The organism is Streptomyces erythrochromogenes (genome assembly GCF_040684695.1).
Lineage (GTDB): Bacteria > Actinomycetota > Actinomycetes > Streptomycetales > Streptomycetaceae > Streptomyces > Streptomyces erythrochromogenes_C.
In genome coordinates this window covers 125,844-141,416 of the sequence record NZ_JBFBGM010000015.1, presented here as the reverse complement: position 1 = coordinate 141,416, position 15,573 = coordinate 125,844, and the positions used below count along the sequence as shown (strand labels likewise).

Here is a 15,573-nt window from a genome sequence, read left to right as displayed (position 1 = left end):
CCTTCCTTCAGGAGATGTGTCCGACATGGGGGCAGGATCCCTGCGGGATCGCCCCGTCGCGTGACAAGGACACCCGCGCGGGGCGTGCTCCGTCGCAGTGTCAGTAGCCGGTGCCGCGTTTGACCTGGGTCCGCTCGATGCTGTGGGCCGCTCCCTTTTCGTCCAGGGTGCGGCATGCGTCGGCGATGTCCTGGGTCAGGCGGTCGACCTGTTCGCGGCTCAGGGTCTCCTTGACCAGGGCGCGCAGGATCTTCACCCGTTCCGCGTTGGGCGGGAGGGTGTATGCCGGCACCATCCAGCCCCGCTCGGCAGAGAGCTGCCAGGCGATGTCGGACTCGTCGTAGGCGTGCTTGCCGGCGAGACGGAAGGCCACCAGCGGCAGCTGCTCGAGGTCGCTCCCGATCACTTCGAAGCGGCCGCTGTCGCGCAGGTTGTCCGCCAGTGCGCGGGCATTCTGCTGCATCACCTTCATGACGTAGGTGTAGCCCTGGCGGCCGAGCCGTACGAAGTTGTAGTACTGGGCGAGCACCATGGAGGCGCCGGTGGAGAAGTTCAGCGTGAACGTCGCGTCGGTCTTGCCCAGGTAGTTCTCGTAGAAGACGAGGTCCTTGGCCAGGTCGGCCTCTTCGCGGAAGACCAGCCATCCGATGCCGGGGTAGACCAGTCCGTACTTGTGCCCCGAGACGTTGATCGAGCGGACCTGTTCGAGCCGGAAGTCCCACTTCGAGTCCGGGTAGAGGAAGGGCCAGACGAACGCGCCGCTGGCGCCGTCGACATGGATCGGAATGTCGAGGTCGCGCTTCTTGCGGATGTCCCGCAGCAGCTTGTCGATCCCGACGACATCGTCCTTGTGGCCCGTGAACGTGGTGCCGAGGACGGCGACGACGCCGATCGTGTTCTCGTCGAGGTGAGGTTCCACGTCCTCCGGGCCGATCGTGTACTTGCCCTCCGCGAGCGGCACGATCCGCGGCTCGACGTCGAAGTAGCGGCAGAACTTCTCCCACACGACGTGGACGTCACCCCCGAACACCAGGTTGGGCCGGTCGGCCGAGAGACCGGCTGCCTGGCGCCGCTCGCGCCACTTCCACTTCAACGACAGCGCGCCGAGCATGATCGCCTCGGACGAACCCTGGGTCCGGCACCCGGTCGTCCGGCCGGGCGCGTGGAAGAGATCCGCGAGCATGCGCACGCAGCGCTGCTCGATCTCCGCGGAGATCGGGTACTCCGCATGGTCGATGAAATTGCGGTGGAGGTTCTCGGCGATCAGCCGTTGGGCCTCCGGCTCCATCCACGTGGTGACGAACGTGGCGAGGTTGCGCTGGGGGTCGCCCTCCATCGCGAGATCCACCTCCACGAGCCGCATCGCGTCCGTCGCGGCCATGCCCTCCTCGGGGAAGGTCTCCGAGGGGGCGGGGACCGTCAGGAACCGGTTGCCGAAAAGAGCCGAATCGTCACGCTTGGTCATGTTCCGATTCAACATCGCCGAAGCCTGCCGCGGCCGAAGGACACACCGCCCGGGCGGCGCGGTTAAGGACACTGTCGGACGCGTTCGACGCGTCGGACGAGTCCGCCTGCCCGTCAGGGCGGTCGGCATTCCAGCAATACTGACCGACTTGACCAAAAACGGTCACTCTTCAATGCAAAGTGAGCATTTTCGTCATCTGCCCGCGTCGAGTGACCGGGCTGCGTAGGATTTTCACCGGTTCGGGTGATGCCTTATGTCACCCAACCGAGGAAGTTCTTTCACTCGGGAGTGGGCGCGTCTTGTCGGGCTTCAAGCACGGAACGACGCGGCCGGAGCCCGCCAGAGGAAACGGCCCGCCGGAACTGGAGGGGAAACCTCATGGCTGAGATCGATCTCGGGGTGGCGTCGGACTGGGACGAGGGCGACAACCACGGCCGTATCAAACTGCGGCAGAGCCAGATCATCCCGACCTCAAAGGACGTGCTCATCAGCTCTCCGGTGAGCATCGAGCTTTCGGTGAACACGAACTACTCCACCTCGCAGGAGGCGGACAAGATCTACTTCACGACCCACCACGGCTCCACGAAGAAGGTCATCGCGGTACTCGACTCCGACGGCAACTTACACATTGCCGGTCGCCTCATCACGGAGCAGAAGGACCTGTCGTACTAGGCGGCGACGCAAGCCGCTTTCCCCGGCCGGCAGCACCGAGCGGAGGTCCGGCCGCAGTGACTCCACGGCAGGCCGACATCGCCGTCGGAGGGTTCGGGAAGGCATGAACAGCGTCGAGGCGTCCAGGCTCGACCGATGACCCAGGGGGGCGGGGGCGGCAGTTCTTCCCGCCCCCGCCCCCCTGGCATCTCGCACGGTGTGGTCGGTCATCGTGGCCGCCCTCCCCTTCCTCAACGCCGGCATGAAGCCGTCAATCCCGCCTGCGCGGATGGGCTTGTGGCTGTGGCAGGGCCTCGTTGGGCGCGGCCGGACGGCCCGAGTAGGCTGCGGTCGAAAGGGGGTGGAAGATCTTGAACTTCGATGTGCCCGGCCCGGAGGCCACCTGGCTGGAGGCACCCGTCTCGGCGTGCCCGAACCCGAACCCTGCGTGGCAGACGAGCATGTGGTGGTACGTCTCAGGTCTGTTCCGCGAAGTCGCCTGCCTTGCGCCTCCGCTGGAGGCCTTGGCGCACCGTTTGCGGCTGTCGATCGAGCACGGCTGGGAAGAGCTCTCCGAGGTCGATGTGGCGATGGTCCACATCGAAGGAATCCACTTCGCTCTCTACCGGCTGAACACCAGCTCTTTGAAGGACACCATCGTGTCCGTCATCAAGGACACCGAGGACGACGACGTCGCGATCAACACCCTGCTCACCGCCCTGGGGATCGGCCCCGACGCTGTGACGTACCGCGGAAACGTACGCAGCGACGAGGCCCAGTGACCGCCTGCAGGACATCCGATCGAGAGTCGGGATCCCGGCAGGTACTGGTCCCGAGCCGCCAGGTAGCGGTCCAGCTGTCGCTGCGTCAGCCGCGCCGGCTTTTCGGCCGGCCCGGTGACGCGCTCCGTAGGGCGGACACCGCGCTCTGACCTGCCCGCCCTTGCTCTTCAACGCGGAAGTACGCGGCGCCCGGACGGGGGCGAACGCCCGTTACGATCTTCCCTCGTTGATCAACGAGGGGAAAGCAATGTCGAACGCCGACCGTGCCCTGATGGGCCCGCTGGGGCCGAACGATTCGCAGGAGATAGCCGGGTACCGGTTGCTCGCCAAGATCGGCGAGGGGGGCATGGGCTCCGTCTACCTCACCCGGACCCGGGGGAATCAGCCGGTCGCGCTGAAGGTCATTCGACGCGAGTTCGCCCAGGAGCAGGACTTCCGGGCACGGTTCGAGCACGAGGTGCAAGCGGCCCGCCGTGTGCAGGGTTACCACATCGTGCCGGTTCTGGACCACGACACCAGCGGGGAACAGCCTTGGCTGGCCACCGCGTTCGTGCCCGGACTGCCACTCGACGAGGCCCTCGCAACCCACGGACCGCTGCCCCTGGCGGCCGTGTTCCAGTTGATCGGCTGCACCGCCCAGGCGCTGCAGGCGGTACACGCTGCCTCGGTGGTGCACCGCGACCTCAAACCCAGCAACATCCTGCTCGGTTCGAACGGCCCCTGGGTGATCGACTTCGGCATCGCACGAGCCACTGACACCACCCAGCTGACCCGCAGCGGCGGGTTCATCGGAACCCCGCAGTACATGTCACCCGAGCACGCGCTCGGCAAGACCGTCACACCCGCCACCGACATCTTCGCGCTGGGTCTGATCGCCGCCGTCGTGGCCACCGGCCGCCACCCGTACGGCGACGGCTCGGGCATCTCCATCGCCGCCTCGATAGCCAACACCCCCCAGCAGGCACCGGACCTCAGCCACTACCCGGACGCACTGCGGAGCCTGCTGGAGCGCTGCCTGGCCGCCGATCCGGCGCAGCGGCCCCTGCCCGCGGAGATCGCCGAGTGGTGCAGCAAGTCGGCGGGACGGAAGCTGCGCGACTTCACGGACTGGCTGCCCGCACCGATCGCCGCGGAGATCACCCGGCGCGAGCAGCTGGCGCAGACGCCGGCCCGGCCCGCGTACACGCCGACCCACGCCCCCGAGCCGGCCCGGCCGGCCTACGCCCCCACCCAGGCCGCAGCACCGGCCCACCCGGCGTACGCGCCGACGCAGAGCGCGACGGGCAGCCACCCGCATTCGCCCCTGCACGAGGCTCCCACCAGCGCCGCCTACGCGCCGCCCCCGGCCGCCGGTCCGGCGGCTGCCATGCCCGTTGCCGCAGGCCGCAGGAACACGCCGCTGATCGTCGGCGCGGGAGTCCTGGCGGTGGCGCTGATCGCGGGCGGCGGCTGGTACGCGACGCGCGACGACGGCAAGGGCAGCAAGGCGAGCGCGAGTGACGACAAGCAGAAGGCGGCAGACCAGCCGAAGGACGCCGCCGCACCCGCGGCGCAGTCCGGTGGCTCCGCGGCCGCGCCCCAGGCCTCCGCCAACGGCCCTGCCTACACCGAGGTCTACAAGGACAAGCCGCTCAAGCTGCTGGCGGGCCGGGAGTTCGGCAAGGTCAACGCCGTCGACCTGGACTTTCCCAAGGTCGCTCCGTTCGGGGACATCGGCTGGAAGGAGCGGGAGCTGGAGATGGGCTTCGAGGACGTCAAGAGCTCGACCACGTTCGGGAAGAGCAAGGGAGCCACCCCCGAGCTGTGCGCTGACGCGGCCGCCACCAACCCGATTCCCGAGCGGCTGCCGAGTTCGGACCTTTCGGGCGCGACCAGCGCCATCGTTCAGGGCGATCTGCTGTGCACGGTCACATCCAAGGGCAACCTGGCCATGGTCAAGATCGTCACTGTCGAGCCGTCGACCAGCAAGCAGTACACGGTCCCGACCTACCTCACCGAAGTCACCCTCTGGAAGCGCCGGCCCTGACCCGTCCCACCGACGGACCCGACGGACGACTGAGCGGCGTGCGGAGCGCCCCCGGCAGGCAGCCCGCGTTCACCTGCCCACGTGTGTGCCCACAGCATCGGCGTGGTCTACGAGCCGCCCCGTAGGCCGGAGCCACCGCCCGCGAGATCGCTTTCCTGCTCGCGAGAGCCGCGGTCTGTCAGTGGGGGCCGTTACCTTCACCGTCATGACGACACGCGCCAATCCGCTGACGGTGCTGTTGACCGACCCCAGAGGCGGAAGGCTGGGTCTTGGCCTGCCACCGGGCTCACTGGTGACCGAGACCAACGACGGTGCTTGGCCTGAGCCGCTGCTCTGGGTGGCCGATGGGGTCGCAGCGCCTGGTACGTGGGCCGAGTACTCGTCGGCCCGGGATGTGGGACTGCAGCCCGTCCTCCTCCAGGGCGAATCCGGTGGCGAGGAGTGGTGGGACGGCGGGCTGGATCGCGGCATGATGTCGGACCCGGGCGACCATCATGCCGAGGAGGTCCTGAAGGATTTCTGGGAATCCGCGGCATCGGAGACCGAGGAGAACGAAGACGATGAGGACGCGGGCGAGACCATAGCCCCGTTCACACGAAGCTGGCCCGGGATTGCGTCACCGGGAAGGGTGCCGGCAGATCCGGACACCACTGCTGCGGACGTGGCGAATGCCTTGGTCGGGGATTCGCTGGAGAGTCCTCGGCCGGCGTTGGTTCCGGTGGGCCGGTCTGCTGACCTCCCCGCGGCGATCGGCTGGTCAGGGCCGGTGAACTTCGAGAGCGACGTGGCCCGGCTGTGTGCCGTTCTCCGTTCCTGGGAGGATCGTTTCGGAGTGCGGGTGGTTGCTCTGTCCCACGCGCGGCTTGACCTGTCTGTCGCAGCCCCTCCGCGGACGCTGGCTGAAGCTCTGGCGGTCGCTGCGGAGCATTTCGCGTTCTGCCCTGACAACATCTGGCAGGGGTACGAGAGCATTCGGGTCTACGCGGAGGAAGCTCTGGTGGGCAACGCCCACTGGACGTTCTGGTGGGACTGAAAGGCCCGTGGCAGTGTCTTGCCGGCGGGTCAAGTCACACCGACGGCTGCGGGGTTCCTCCTGGTCCACCGGAGGCGTTCGCGGTAGGCGGTTGAGGAGTCCGCGGGCAGTGGCCGCCGCTTCGCGCCGTTGTCGACGACGCAGCGGATCGCGTCCACGATCTGCCGGCGGACTCGGGCCACTTCTCGGGGTGCCGCCGGTCTTGGCTCGGCAGGCCGGGGTCGGCAGGTGCCGACACCTGTTCGCCCGTGCCCCTGTCCCGCCGACACCACCACGGCGGAGTGGGCTCCGGCCTGCTTCAACCCGTCTGCCGTAGCCCTCACCTTGGCTGTCCCGCGCCGAACGTTCTCCCGCTGACCCGCCGGACACCGAACCGGGCGCGTCTCGGGTGCACCCGCCTGTGAGCCGTCGGGTCGGCTGCGGGTGGCTGTTGCCTCAGCCACCCGCAGCACTTCTCGCTGCGCCCGCGTGGTCGTCGTCGCGCTCGGCCTGGCGGTGCGTGCCGCATCGACGCCTGGCTGACGGCCCTCATCCCGCCCGGGCACCATTCGTACCCAGTGGCTTACCCCCGTACGACTGATCTCGCACCGCGGCGGACGCGTTCGACCCCTGAAGGCGCCGGAATCGAGCAGGCCACCCTTTCGGGTGGCCAGCCAATCCGCCGGCTGGATGCCGCCGAACCCAGTACGTGAACCAGTCCGCAGCAGCCTTCCCCCCCGCCGCCCTCGGCGGGGCGGCCGGCCGACGGGTCGAGGCGGACGAACAGGGCCGCAGCAGGCGCAGCGGCTCGCCACATCCGGCTCGGCTCCACCACGAAACGCCGGTCCGGCAGCACCACCTCCGAACCCTCGTGGAACCCATCGACAGAAGCTCAAGGGGAGCAACTGATCATGAATACCCTGAAGATCCGCCGTACCGCGATTGCCGTTGCCGCAGCGGCTCTGCTGCCCTTCACCCTCGCCGCGTGCTCCGACTCGGGTGACACCAAGGCCGCGCCGCCCGCGGCGGGCGACCAGGCCAAGACCGGAGAGAGCACTCCTGTCGACGAATCGATGACCGGCGACCAGCCGTTCGGTGCGGCGTGTGCCGGTGTTCCGAAGGAGGGTGCGGGTTCGTTCGACGGGATGGCGAAGGACCCGGTCGCCACTGCCGCCTCGAACAACCCGGCCCTGTCGACGCTGGTCGCCGCCGTGAAGCAGGCGGGTCTTGTCGACACCCTCAACAACGCGAAGGACATCACGGTCTTCGCTCCGACGAACGACGCCTTCGCGAAGATTCCGAAGGCCGATCTGGACAAGGTCCTGGCCGACAAGGAGCAGCTGACCAAGATCCTCACCTACCACGTCGTCGGTCAGAGGCTCGCCCCGAAGCAGTTGGAGAACGGCTCCTTCGCCACTCTGGAGAAGGGCATGGTCACCACCATGGGCTCGGGTGAGGCCTACAAGGTCAACGGCACCTCGAACGTGGTCTGCGGCAACGTGAAGACCGCCAACGCCAACGTCTACATCGTCGACACCGTCCTGATGCCGAAGTAGCCGGCACACGCGGCGACGGGAAACGGCCGGTGGCCCCACCCCCTCGGGGGTGGGGCCACCGGCCTGTCCGGCCACACCCATCGGCGGGTGATGTCCTGCCGGGCCCGGCCCGGGTGATGCACCGTCGTCGCCACGGGAGCAGCGCGCGGGCCGGGACCGGCAGGGGATCGGGGGCTACTTCTGGTTGATGGGCAGGGCCAGGTCGGTGACCTGGTAGCGGGTCGGGAAGGCACCCTTGTCGGTTGCCTTGCCGGTCAGCACGTCGACCGCGTAGAGGCGGTAGGAGCCTGCGGTGCCGATGGCGGCGAAGCCGCGGTTCACTCCGGTGGCCGGGCTGTAGTGGATGTCGAACCCGGCGTCGAGGTCGGCGTCGACGCCGAGCATTCCGGTGGGGGCGAGGGTTCCGGCGTTCGCGGGGGACTGCAGGGAGATCCGATCGGCCATCGTGTCCAGGTCGAACAGGGTGGTGGCCGTCGCGGCGTTCAGGTCGTTGTTGGTGTAGGCGGCGCCCGTGACGCCCATCGCTGTCGAAGGCGGTGTGGTCGGGTTGGTCAGGGTGCCGTCGACGGTCGTCGTGAGCGGGGCGGTCGGGTCATCGATGTTGTGGCGCAGGTTCTGGCCGGTGTCGGAGATGACTCGCAGCCGGTTCGCGGCCGGGTTGAAGTCCACGCCGAACGCGGTCCCGGTCAGTGCCACGGTCAGCTGCGACACCTTCACCGCCGCCGCGTTCGTGGTGTTCAGGGTGTAGACGCCGCCCCGGTCGCCGACGCCGTACAGCTGCTCGTTCTGGACCCGGAAGTCGATGCCGACGAGCTTCGTGTCGCCGGCGAGACCGGAGACCGTGCCCAGGGACCAGGTCTTGGACGGCTTGTTCACGGCGAATTCGACCAGGCGCTGGTCGCCGGTCAGGCCGATCGCGCGCAGGCCGCCCTTGCCCTCCATCGCCGGAAGGGTCTGTGGCGGGGTGTCAGAGGCGGCGGCCAGCGCGGGCGCCGCGCACAGGGCCGCGAGAACCGCGGCGGACGCGGCGGTGAAGGTGTGCTTTCGCATGTGTACTCCCGGATCGGGTTGCCTCGGCCCCGGCGGGGCCGCAGGCTCGACCGGGATTCGCGGCCGGTACCGCCGCGGACGTGTGACCGGCACGGATGCCACCCGCATGGCCCAGCGCGCCTGGGCTTCGGCCACGGCCTTCCGCCGGTTCTGGCGTCCCTGCCCGGGCACGTGGACGTTCCTGTCCGAGTCGGCCCGCGGTGGACAGGCCCAGGACCTGGCCTCCCCTACCGCGTCAGGTGGCCGGGACCGGATCTGCGGCCCCGCATGAACAGGGCTCCCGATCAAGCCGGGTCTGGCTCAGCCCCGTGCCGATAGGGCGTGCTCGGGTGAGGCCCGGGGCCCGGAGTGATCTGGTGCAGCGGCCCCCTTGCCGCCGCTCTCCCCCTGCTCCTGCTCGCCACCGCTGCCCAGGCCTACCGCCGGGATGACGGCCTGGGGGAACGTGCCGATCGGTTGCTGTCGTGAGGGTCGTCCGCCGTTTCGTCCGTTCGGAGGACGGGACGAAGAGGGACGTCCGGTGAGATGGAGGGGCCCGATTGCCCCTCCATCCGTACCTCCATAGGAGATCCGCATGCCTACCGCTACTTTTCCCACCGGTCTTCGCGAGTCGGAACCCGACTTCCTGGAACTGCTTCGGATTCCGGTGATTTCCAGCAGGTATTCACAGGAGCAGGAACTCTGTGTCGCCGCCTGTGGTTCCTTCTGCTTTCAGAGCGGGAGTGGACGGCTGTCGCCGAGGGTCCGAGCCCGGGCCGATGGGCCGGCCCTTGGTTGACCGGCCTCCAGCCCTCAGCGGTCGGAACTCCTCCGGAGGGTTGGTGCCTGCCCTGGATGCGGAAGACCTGCGTGCTCGTCCTGGGGCGGGCCCAACCCCTGTCCCCTGCAGCCGCCACGCGCGGCCGCAGGGGACACAGCCCGGACGCTACCTGGACGCCTCCGCGTTCGATTCACCCGGGGTAGTAGATACCCGTGATGACCTGAAGTGGGCGATGCCGCATCTTCCGCCCGGAGCCAAACGGGACTTGGGCCGACTGATCACGCGCATCGATGAGGAATGCGAGCGCCGCACCGTGCCGGAGCCCAACCGCACCGAGGGGGCGGCGAATCGAACGAACGATGCCTGGGGCTTGGCGTAGGCCGAGCCGGGCCGGGCCGCAAGAAGTCAGTGCCGACAGGACGGCCGGACGCGGAGCAGCTCGGTCCGCAGTACGGGTGTGCCGTCGACCGGTGCCGGGTCCTCCGCGGTCGGCACGATTCCTCCGGCGGCGGTCTTGTCGAGTGTTGCCAGGCCCTCGGGGCCGACCGTGCCGAAGACCGTGTAGTTCGGGCGCAGCGCGGAGTCGCCGTAGACGATGAAGAACTGTGAGCCGTTCGTGTCCGGACCGGCGTTGGCCATCGCCAGCAGGCCCCGCTCGTACACGCGGCGCGCTCCGGTCGGGTCGGTCGGTGCGGGTGGCAGATCCACCGGCAGCTCGTCCTTGTACTTGTACCCGGGCCCTCCTTCACCGGTGTTGGTCGGGTCGCCGCACTGCAGGACCTTCAGCGTCGGATACGCCGTCAGACGGTGGCACACGGTCCGGTCGTAGAAGCCGTGCCGTGCCAGGTGCAGGAAGCTCTGGACCGTGCACGGCGCCTTGGCCCTGTCCAAACGCAGCGGGAGTGGCCCCTGGCTGGTCGGAACAGCCATGTCGACCGTGCCACGGCTGGGGGTGCGCCGTGGGTCGGGCGGCAGGGGAACGGGGCGCGCGGCGGGCTCGTCCGGGGTCTGTGTGTACTGGCAAGGGCCGTGCGTGGTGCGCGGCGGAGCTCCGTCGGAAGCTGTGGCGGCGCTTGCGCCGGACACGACTAACGTCACGGCAGCGAACGAGCTGATCAGTGCTCTGTTCATCGTGTGGGCCCTTCTGATGATCGTCAGGTGGTGGAGCGGTCGCAGTGTAGGGCGTGGCTTGTCCGGCGGGAATGGTCCACGACAGGAGGGCGGCGCGATCTGTCTCGAAATCCCTGCTCCAGTGGCGAAGCCGTCGGTGCCCGCCAGGGTGCCTCCGGTTCCGCCCGCCGCGCCGACGCGCTCGCCGTCGGCACGGCCCTCCCGAAGATGCCGTCCGCCCAGTACGGAACGTCCCCTCCTCAATCGCCCGCAGGGTCACGGCCACCGCGGGCCGCCCCGCCCCGCCGCAGCCGCCGGCCCCGGGGCGCTCGGGTGTTCACGTCGGATTCACCTGTTTCCGGGATCCTGGGCTCCATGGCCCTCAGTAGACGAGCACTACTGGCACAGGCAACCGCTTCGGTCACCGCCGTCGCCGCTCCCGCTCCCGCACCCTCGCCCGCTGTCGATGCGGGCGGGGAAGCCGCGCCGACCACGACGGTCACCTTGCGCGGCACGATCCCGCCCGGCGCTCCGGACTTCGTGTACGTGCCGGTGGACATCCCGCCCGGCGTGCGCGAGCTGCGCGTCTCCTACCGCTACGACAAGCCGCCCACCCCTCCCGGTACTCCGGGCAACGCCCTCGACATAGGCCTGTTCGACCAGCGCGGCACCGCGCTCGGCGGCCGGGGCTTCCGCGGCTGGTCCGGCGGCGCCCGCAGCGAGTTCTTCCTCCGTGCGGACGAAGCCACCCCCGGCTACCTGCCGGGACCGCTGGAGCCGGGCCGCTGGTACATAGCCCTCGGCCCCTACACCGTCGCCCCACAGGGCCTGCCCTACGAGATCACCGTCACCTTCGCCCAGGGCGCTCCGGCCCCCGCCGCCCCGGTGACCTACCCGCGCGAGCGCATTCCCGGCCGCGGCAGGGCGTGGTACCGGGGGGACTGCCACGTCCACTCCGTGCATTCGGACGGCCGCCGGACCCCGACCGAGATCATCGGCCTTGCGCGCGCCGCCGGCCTGGACTTCGTCAACACCTCCGAGCACAACACCCACAGCTCCCACACCGCCTGGTCGGGTGCTGCCGACAACGGGTTGCTCGTCCTCACCGGCGAGGAGATCACCACCCGGACCGGCCACGTCCTGGCCGTGGGCACCGACCCGGGCACGTTCATCGACTGGCGCTACCGGGCCCGCGACGGCCGCTTCCCCCGCTTCGCCCGCGCCGTCCGCCGGGCGGGCGGCCTCGTCGTACCCGCCCACCCGCACGCCACCTGCATCGGCTGTGCCTGGAAGTTCGGCTTCGGCGAAGCCGACGCCGTGGAGGTGTGGAACGGCCCCTGGACACCCGACGACGAGGTGTCCTTGGCCTCCTGGGACGCCACTTTGTGCACCGCGAACGGCAGCCGGTGGCTGCCCGCCCTCGCGCACAGCGACTACCACCGCGACCCGGACCGCATCGGCGGGCCCCACACCGTCGTCCTGGCCGACGACCTGTCCCGCAGGGCGATACTGGCGGGGCTGCGTGCCGGACGCGCCTATGCCGCCGAATCCTCCGCCGTCTCCGTGGACTTCACCGCCGTGACCCCCAGAGGGGCCCACGCGGGCATCGGGGAGGTCCTGGAGACGGTCGGCGCGGACGCGCAGGTCCTCGTACGGCTGTCGGTGACCGGCGCGGAGGGCTGCGAGCTGCGCCTGGTGACGGACCAGGGCCTGGCCCTCACCGTGCCCGCGGCGACGGCCCTGGAATGGCGGACGACACCCGCCCGCACCGCCTACGTCCGTGCGGAAGTCCGGCATCCACCCCAGGTGCCGCCCCTCCCCGGGCCGCCGGCCGCCCTCACCAACCCGATCTGGTTGCGTCCCTGACGATCGCCGGAACCAGCCCGCCTCCTGTCCGGGCGTGTTCCGGTGGGGTGTCAGGAAACCCGTCTTTAACGGGACCCAGACCGTTTCGTCCGGTCCGGACACCCCGGACCTCTTCGCCGTGAACAGATGCCCTAGCGGCGGCGCAGCCGGGAATCGAGGACCGCGCCGAGGAGTTCTGCGTCGGGTGCGGTCATCAGCCGTTTGGGCAGGACCATCACCCATGTCTTGAGTCCGGACCCGCCCACGACGGTGTAGAGACTCGAGGTCTCGTGATACCGCTTCATCGCATCCCAGCTCAGGCGCTTGATGTCCGTGCCGTCGAGGACGGCCGCGATGCCCGCGCCGTCGACGACGCAGTCCGCGCCCTCGTGGGCCTGCTGGGCCCGGACGGCACTTGCGACGATCTGCCGGGGGGCGAGCCACGCGAACACGGCCGCGTAGACGACCGCGGCGGCCACGAGGCCGATGTTGACCGAGCCGCCCTCGGGGTCGACGCGCACTCCCAGGAGCGCGATGGACAACGCGCCTACGGCGGCGAGCCAGCGCATCCGTCGAAACGTTCCTGCGGCCTTCAGTCCCTCACGGAGTTCGCTCTTCTCCACGCTGCCCGTGAACCGCAGGACGACCTCGCCCGTGTCCAGGGGGTGCAGCGGCTGCCGTATGTTGATGTCTTCCACGGGTGTGGAGCTTAACGTTCCCCCGGAGACCCTCCGGCGCCTGTTCCGAGGCCGAAGCGGTGGAGGAGCCGAGCCGCCTACGGGAGAACAGCTGCTCGGGATCTCTGCGAGCCGTCATGTGTTGTCCGGCCATGTCAGACGGCGGGCGAAGTGCACCCATGCGGCCACGGCCATGAGCATGGCGACAAGGCTGCCGAGCGTCATGACCGTGGACGGGGAGGTCCGGTCCACGACGACGCCACCGGCCACCGCGCCGAGTGAGATCGTCAACTGGAAGGAAGCGGTGAACAGGACCGACGCTGCCTCGGGCGCGTCGGGGGTCGCCTTGGTGAACCACGTCTGGGAGCAGACGGGGACGGCGCCATAGGCGACGCCCCAGACGATCAGCAGGGCGATGGCGCCGACCGGCCGGCTCCCCAGGACCGGCAGCAGCAAGGTGGCGGTTGCGATCATGCCGGCGGCGAGACCGAAGGCGGCTCGGGGGTGGCGGGCGACCAGCGCTCCGCCCAGGAAGTTGCCGACGATTCCTGCGGCACCGTAGACCAGCAGGGAGATGGTGATGAGGTGCGAGCCGGCATCGGTGACTTGCTCCAGGAACGGAGTGACGTAGGTGTAGGTCCCGAAGTGGGCGAGCACGGCAAGGAAGGTCAACAGCAGCGCGAAACGCGTGTTGACACCCTTGAGCATGTTGCGCAGCACACTCGGACGGGTCGTCCGGTCGGGCGGCAGCGACGGCATGACCAGCAGCAGCATGGCCAGTACACCGACGCTGAGGGCACCCATGACGACGAAGGCCGTGCGCCAGCCCGCCAAGTCTCCGATGAACGTGCCCGCCGGTACACCGAGTACGGAGCCCAGCGGTACTGCGGAGAAGATCACCGACGTGGCGCGGCCGACCGACGCCGCGGGCACCAGACGCTCGGCCAGTCCGGCCCCGATCGACCAGAAGCCCCCGATGACGATGCCGACGATGACCCGGGAGACCAGGACCAGCCAGTAGTCGGATGCCGCAGCGGCCAGGAAGTTCGCCACGGCCAGCAGGAGCATGAACACGCACAGCATCAGACGGCGGTCGATGCGTGCGGTCGCCACGGTGACCACGGGTGCGGAGACGGCCGCAAGAAGTCCGGGCATGGTCATCATCAGCCCGGCCATCCCGTCGGAGACGGCGAAGCCGGAACCGATCGTGGTGAGCAGGCCGATCGGCAGGATCTCGGTCGTGACGATCGAGAAGATTCCCAGCATGACCGCACTCACGGCCAGCCACCCGATCAGGGGGGATCGAGTCGGTAAGCCGACTTCGCCGGAGGGGCACGCGGTGGTGTCTGTCGAGGCCATGGATTCCGTCCCGTGAACGACCTGTGGTTGCGTGATCAGTTCAACAGGCCCCGCGCGGCGAGGGCTGGCAGGTCTGCGACGTCACCCTTGTCAGGCGAGGGTGACGTCGCAGACCTGCCCCCGAAGCGCCCGGCCCCGGTAGCCCGCCTGCTTCAGCTTCGGAGCGTGGCGAGCCAGTCGGTCAGCAGACGGTTGACCTCGTCGGGGCGCTCCTGCTGGATCCAGTGGCCGCAGCCTTCGAGGAGGTGGGAGGCCGACAGGCCGGGGAGGGTGGTGGGGTGGGCGTCGACGGCGTCGGACATCCAGGTGGTGGAGGCGTCCAGGGTGCCGCCGATGAACAGGGACGGCTGCTTGATCGGGGCTCCGCGGTGCGGGGCGAGGTCTTCCCAGTCGCGGTCCACGTTGCGGTAGCGGTTGAGGGCGCCGGTCAGGCCGGTGCGCTCGAACTCCCCGGCGTAGATGTCGAGGTCGTCCTCGCTCAACCATGCCGGGAGCGGGCCGGCCGGGAATCGGTCGCGCAGCCTGCCGCCGCGGGCGACGAAGTGGGGGTCGGGCTCGTCTTCGGCGGGCATGGTCTCGGCGGACAGGGCCGCGTAGAAGCCGGCGAGCCAGCTGCGGACGTCGGGCTCGATCTCCGCCTCGGCGCGGCCGGGCTCCTGGAAGTAGGAGACGTAGAACTCCTGCTCGGGGCCGCCGATCCGGCCGAAGACGTCGGTGGGGCGGGGGACGCCGGGCGGCGCGTAGGGGACGCTCAGCAGGGCGACGGCCCGGAACGTTCCGGGGTGGAGCAAGGCGGAGGTGGCGGCGATGGTGGAGCCCCAGTCGTGGCCGACGATCACCGCGTTCTCCTCGCCGAGGGCGTGGACGACGGCGACGTTGTCCTCCACCAGGTCGAGCATGCGGTACGCGTCGGTCGCGCCGGGCTTGGAGGAGCGGCCGTAGCCGCGCACGTCGATCGCGACGGCCCGGTACCCGGCCTCGGCGAGGGCCGGGAGTTGACGGCGCCAGGAGTACCAGGACTCGGGGAAGCCGTGCACGAGCAGCACCAACGGGCCGGTGCCCTGCTCCACCAGGTGCAGGCGCCCGGCCGGGGCCTCGACGGTGCGGTGGCGGAGTGCGGCGGTCGGCTCGGATCGCATGGGGATTTCTCCTCGGTTCGCGGGCGGTCGGCGGGACCCGTCGATCATGCGGCGTCGCGGCCGGTCGGCGCGATCGGCGTTGCCATTCTGGCAAGGTTGCAGGACAGGGCGGTGGGGCGGCGCGACGGGAGGGGACGGGGA

Annotated in this window: 12 protein-coding genes; 6 read left to right on the top strand and 6 right to left on the bottom strand. The window is 69.6% G+C overall.

What is annotated here, in order from left to right; all coding sequences use genetic code 11:
- Positions 1 to 100 precede the first annotated feature (100 nt).
- Positions 101 to 1,465: a glutamate decarboxylase gene (gene gad / locus AB0O53_RS22480; protein ID WP_350997715.1), complete on the bottom strand. Its 1,365-nt coding sequence runs from the start codon at positions 1,463 to 1,465 to the stop codon at positions 101 to 103.
- A 378-nt stretch (positions 1,466 to 1,843) separates the two neighbouring features.
- On the opposite strand from gad, the gene AB0O53_RS22475 reads away from it, so the two are divergent.
- The 5 genes from AB0O53_RS22475 (at position 1,844) to AB0O53_RS22455 (ending at position 7,492) form a co-directional block, all read left to right on the top strand.
- Positions 1,844 to 2,137 carry a DUF6342 family protein gene (locus AB0O53_RS22475; protein ID WP_350997718.1) on the top strand — a complete coding sequence of 98 codons (294 nt, stop codon included), beginning with the start codon at positions 1,844 to 1,846 and terminating at the stop codon, positions 2,135 to 2,137.
- 350 nt (positions 2,138 to 2,487) lie between these two features.
- Positions 2,488 to 2,898: a hypothetical protein gene (locus tag AB0O53_RS22470; RefSeq protein WP_365197728.1), complete on the top strand. Its 411-nt coding sequence runs from the start codon at positions 2,488 to 2,490 to the stop codon at positions 2,896 to 2,898.
- Positions 2,899 to 3,145: 247 nt separating this feature from the next.
- On the top strand, positions 3,146 to 4,924 hold the full coding sequence (locus AB0O53_RS22465) for a serine/threonine-protein kinase (protein ID WP_365197725.1): 1,779 nt from the start codon (positions 3,146 to 3,148) through the stop codon (positions 4,922 to 4,924).
- 205 nt (positions 4,925 to 5,129) lie between these two features.
- Entirely contained in the window at positions 5,130 to 5,957 is an 828-nt protein-coding gene (locus tag AB0O53_RS22460; protein ID WP_365197722.1) for a DUF4253 domain-containing protein, read from the top strand.
- An 890-nt stretch (positions 5,958 to 6,847) separates the two neighbouring features.
- Positions 6,848 to 7,492: a fasciclin domain-containing protein gene (locus tag AB0O53_RS22455; protein WP_365197719.1), complete on the top strand. Its 645-nt coding sequence runs from the start codon at positions 6,848 to 6,850 to the stop codon at positions 7,490 to 7,492.
- Between the two features lie 174 nt (positions 7,493 to 7,666).
- On the opposite strand, the gene AB0O53_RS22450 is transcribed toward AB0O53_RS22455, so the two are convergent.
- Together AB0O53_RS22450 and AB0O53_RS22445 are read right to left on the bottom strand one after the other, a co-directional pair.
- Positions 7,667 to 8,542: a DUF4394 domain-containing protein gene (locus tag AB0O53_RS22450; protein ID WP_365197717.1), complete on the bottom strand. Its 876-nt coding sequence runs from the start codon at positions 8,540 to 8,542 to the stop codon at positions 7,667 to 7,669.
- 1,165 nt (positions 8,543 to 9,707) lie between these two features.
- Positions 9,708 to 10,232, bottom strand: a complete 525-nt coding sequence (locus AB0O53_RS22445) for a peptidylprolyl isomerase (protein WP_365197714.1) — start codon at positions 10,230 to 10,232, stop codon at positions 9,708 to 9,710.
- Positions 10,233 to 10,787: 555 nt separating this feature from the next.
- On the opposite strand from AB0O53_RS22445, the gene AB0O53_RS22440 reads away from it, so the two are divergent.
- Entirely contained in the window at positions 10,788 to 12,278 is a 1,491-nt protein-coding gene (locus AB0O53_RS22440) for a CehA/McbA family metallohydrolase (RefSeq protein WP_365197712.1), read from the top strand.
- 131 nt (positions 12,279 to 12,409) lie between these two features.
- Here the strand turns inward: AB0O53_RS22440 and AB0O53_RS22435 are convergent, their stop codons facing one another.
- The 3 genes from AB0O53_RS22435 to AB0O53_RS22425 form a co-directional block, all read right to left on the bottom strand.
- Positions 12,410 to 12,955, bottom strand: coding sequence for a hypothetical protein (locus AB0O53_RS22435; RefSeq protein ID WP_365197710.1), 546 nt, complete (start codon positions 12,953 to 12,955; stop codon positions 12,410 to 12,412).
- A gap of 114 nt (positions 12,956 to 13,069) precedes the next feature.
- The gene (locus AB0O53_RS22430; RefSeq protein ID WP_435886666.1) at positions 13,070 to 14,293 is read right to left on the bottom strand and encodes an MFS transporter; all 1,224 of its coding nucleotides are present in this window, start codon (positions 14,291 to 14,293) and stop codon (positions 13,070 to 13,072) included.
- Positions 14,294 to 14,445: 152 nt separating this feature from the next.
- The gene (locus AB0O53_RS22425) at positions 14,446 to 15,432 is read right to left on the bottom strand and encodes an alpha/beta fold hydrolase (RefSeq protein WP_365197704.1); all 987 of its coding nucleotides are present in this window, start codon (positions 15,430 to 15,432) and stop codon (positions 14,446 to 14,448) included.
- Positions 15,433 to 15,573: the final 141 nt, after the last annotated feature.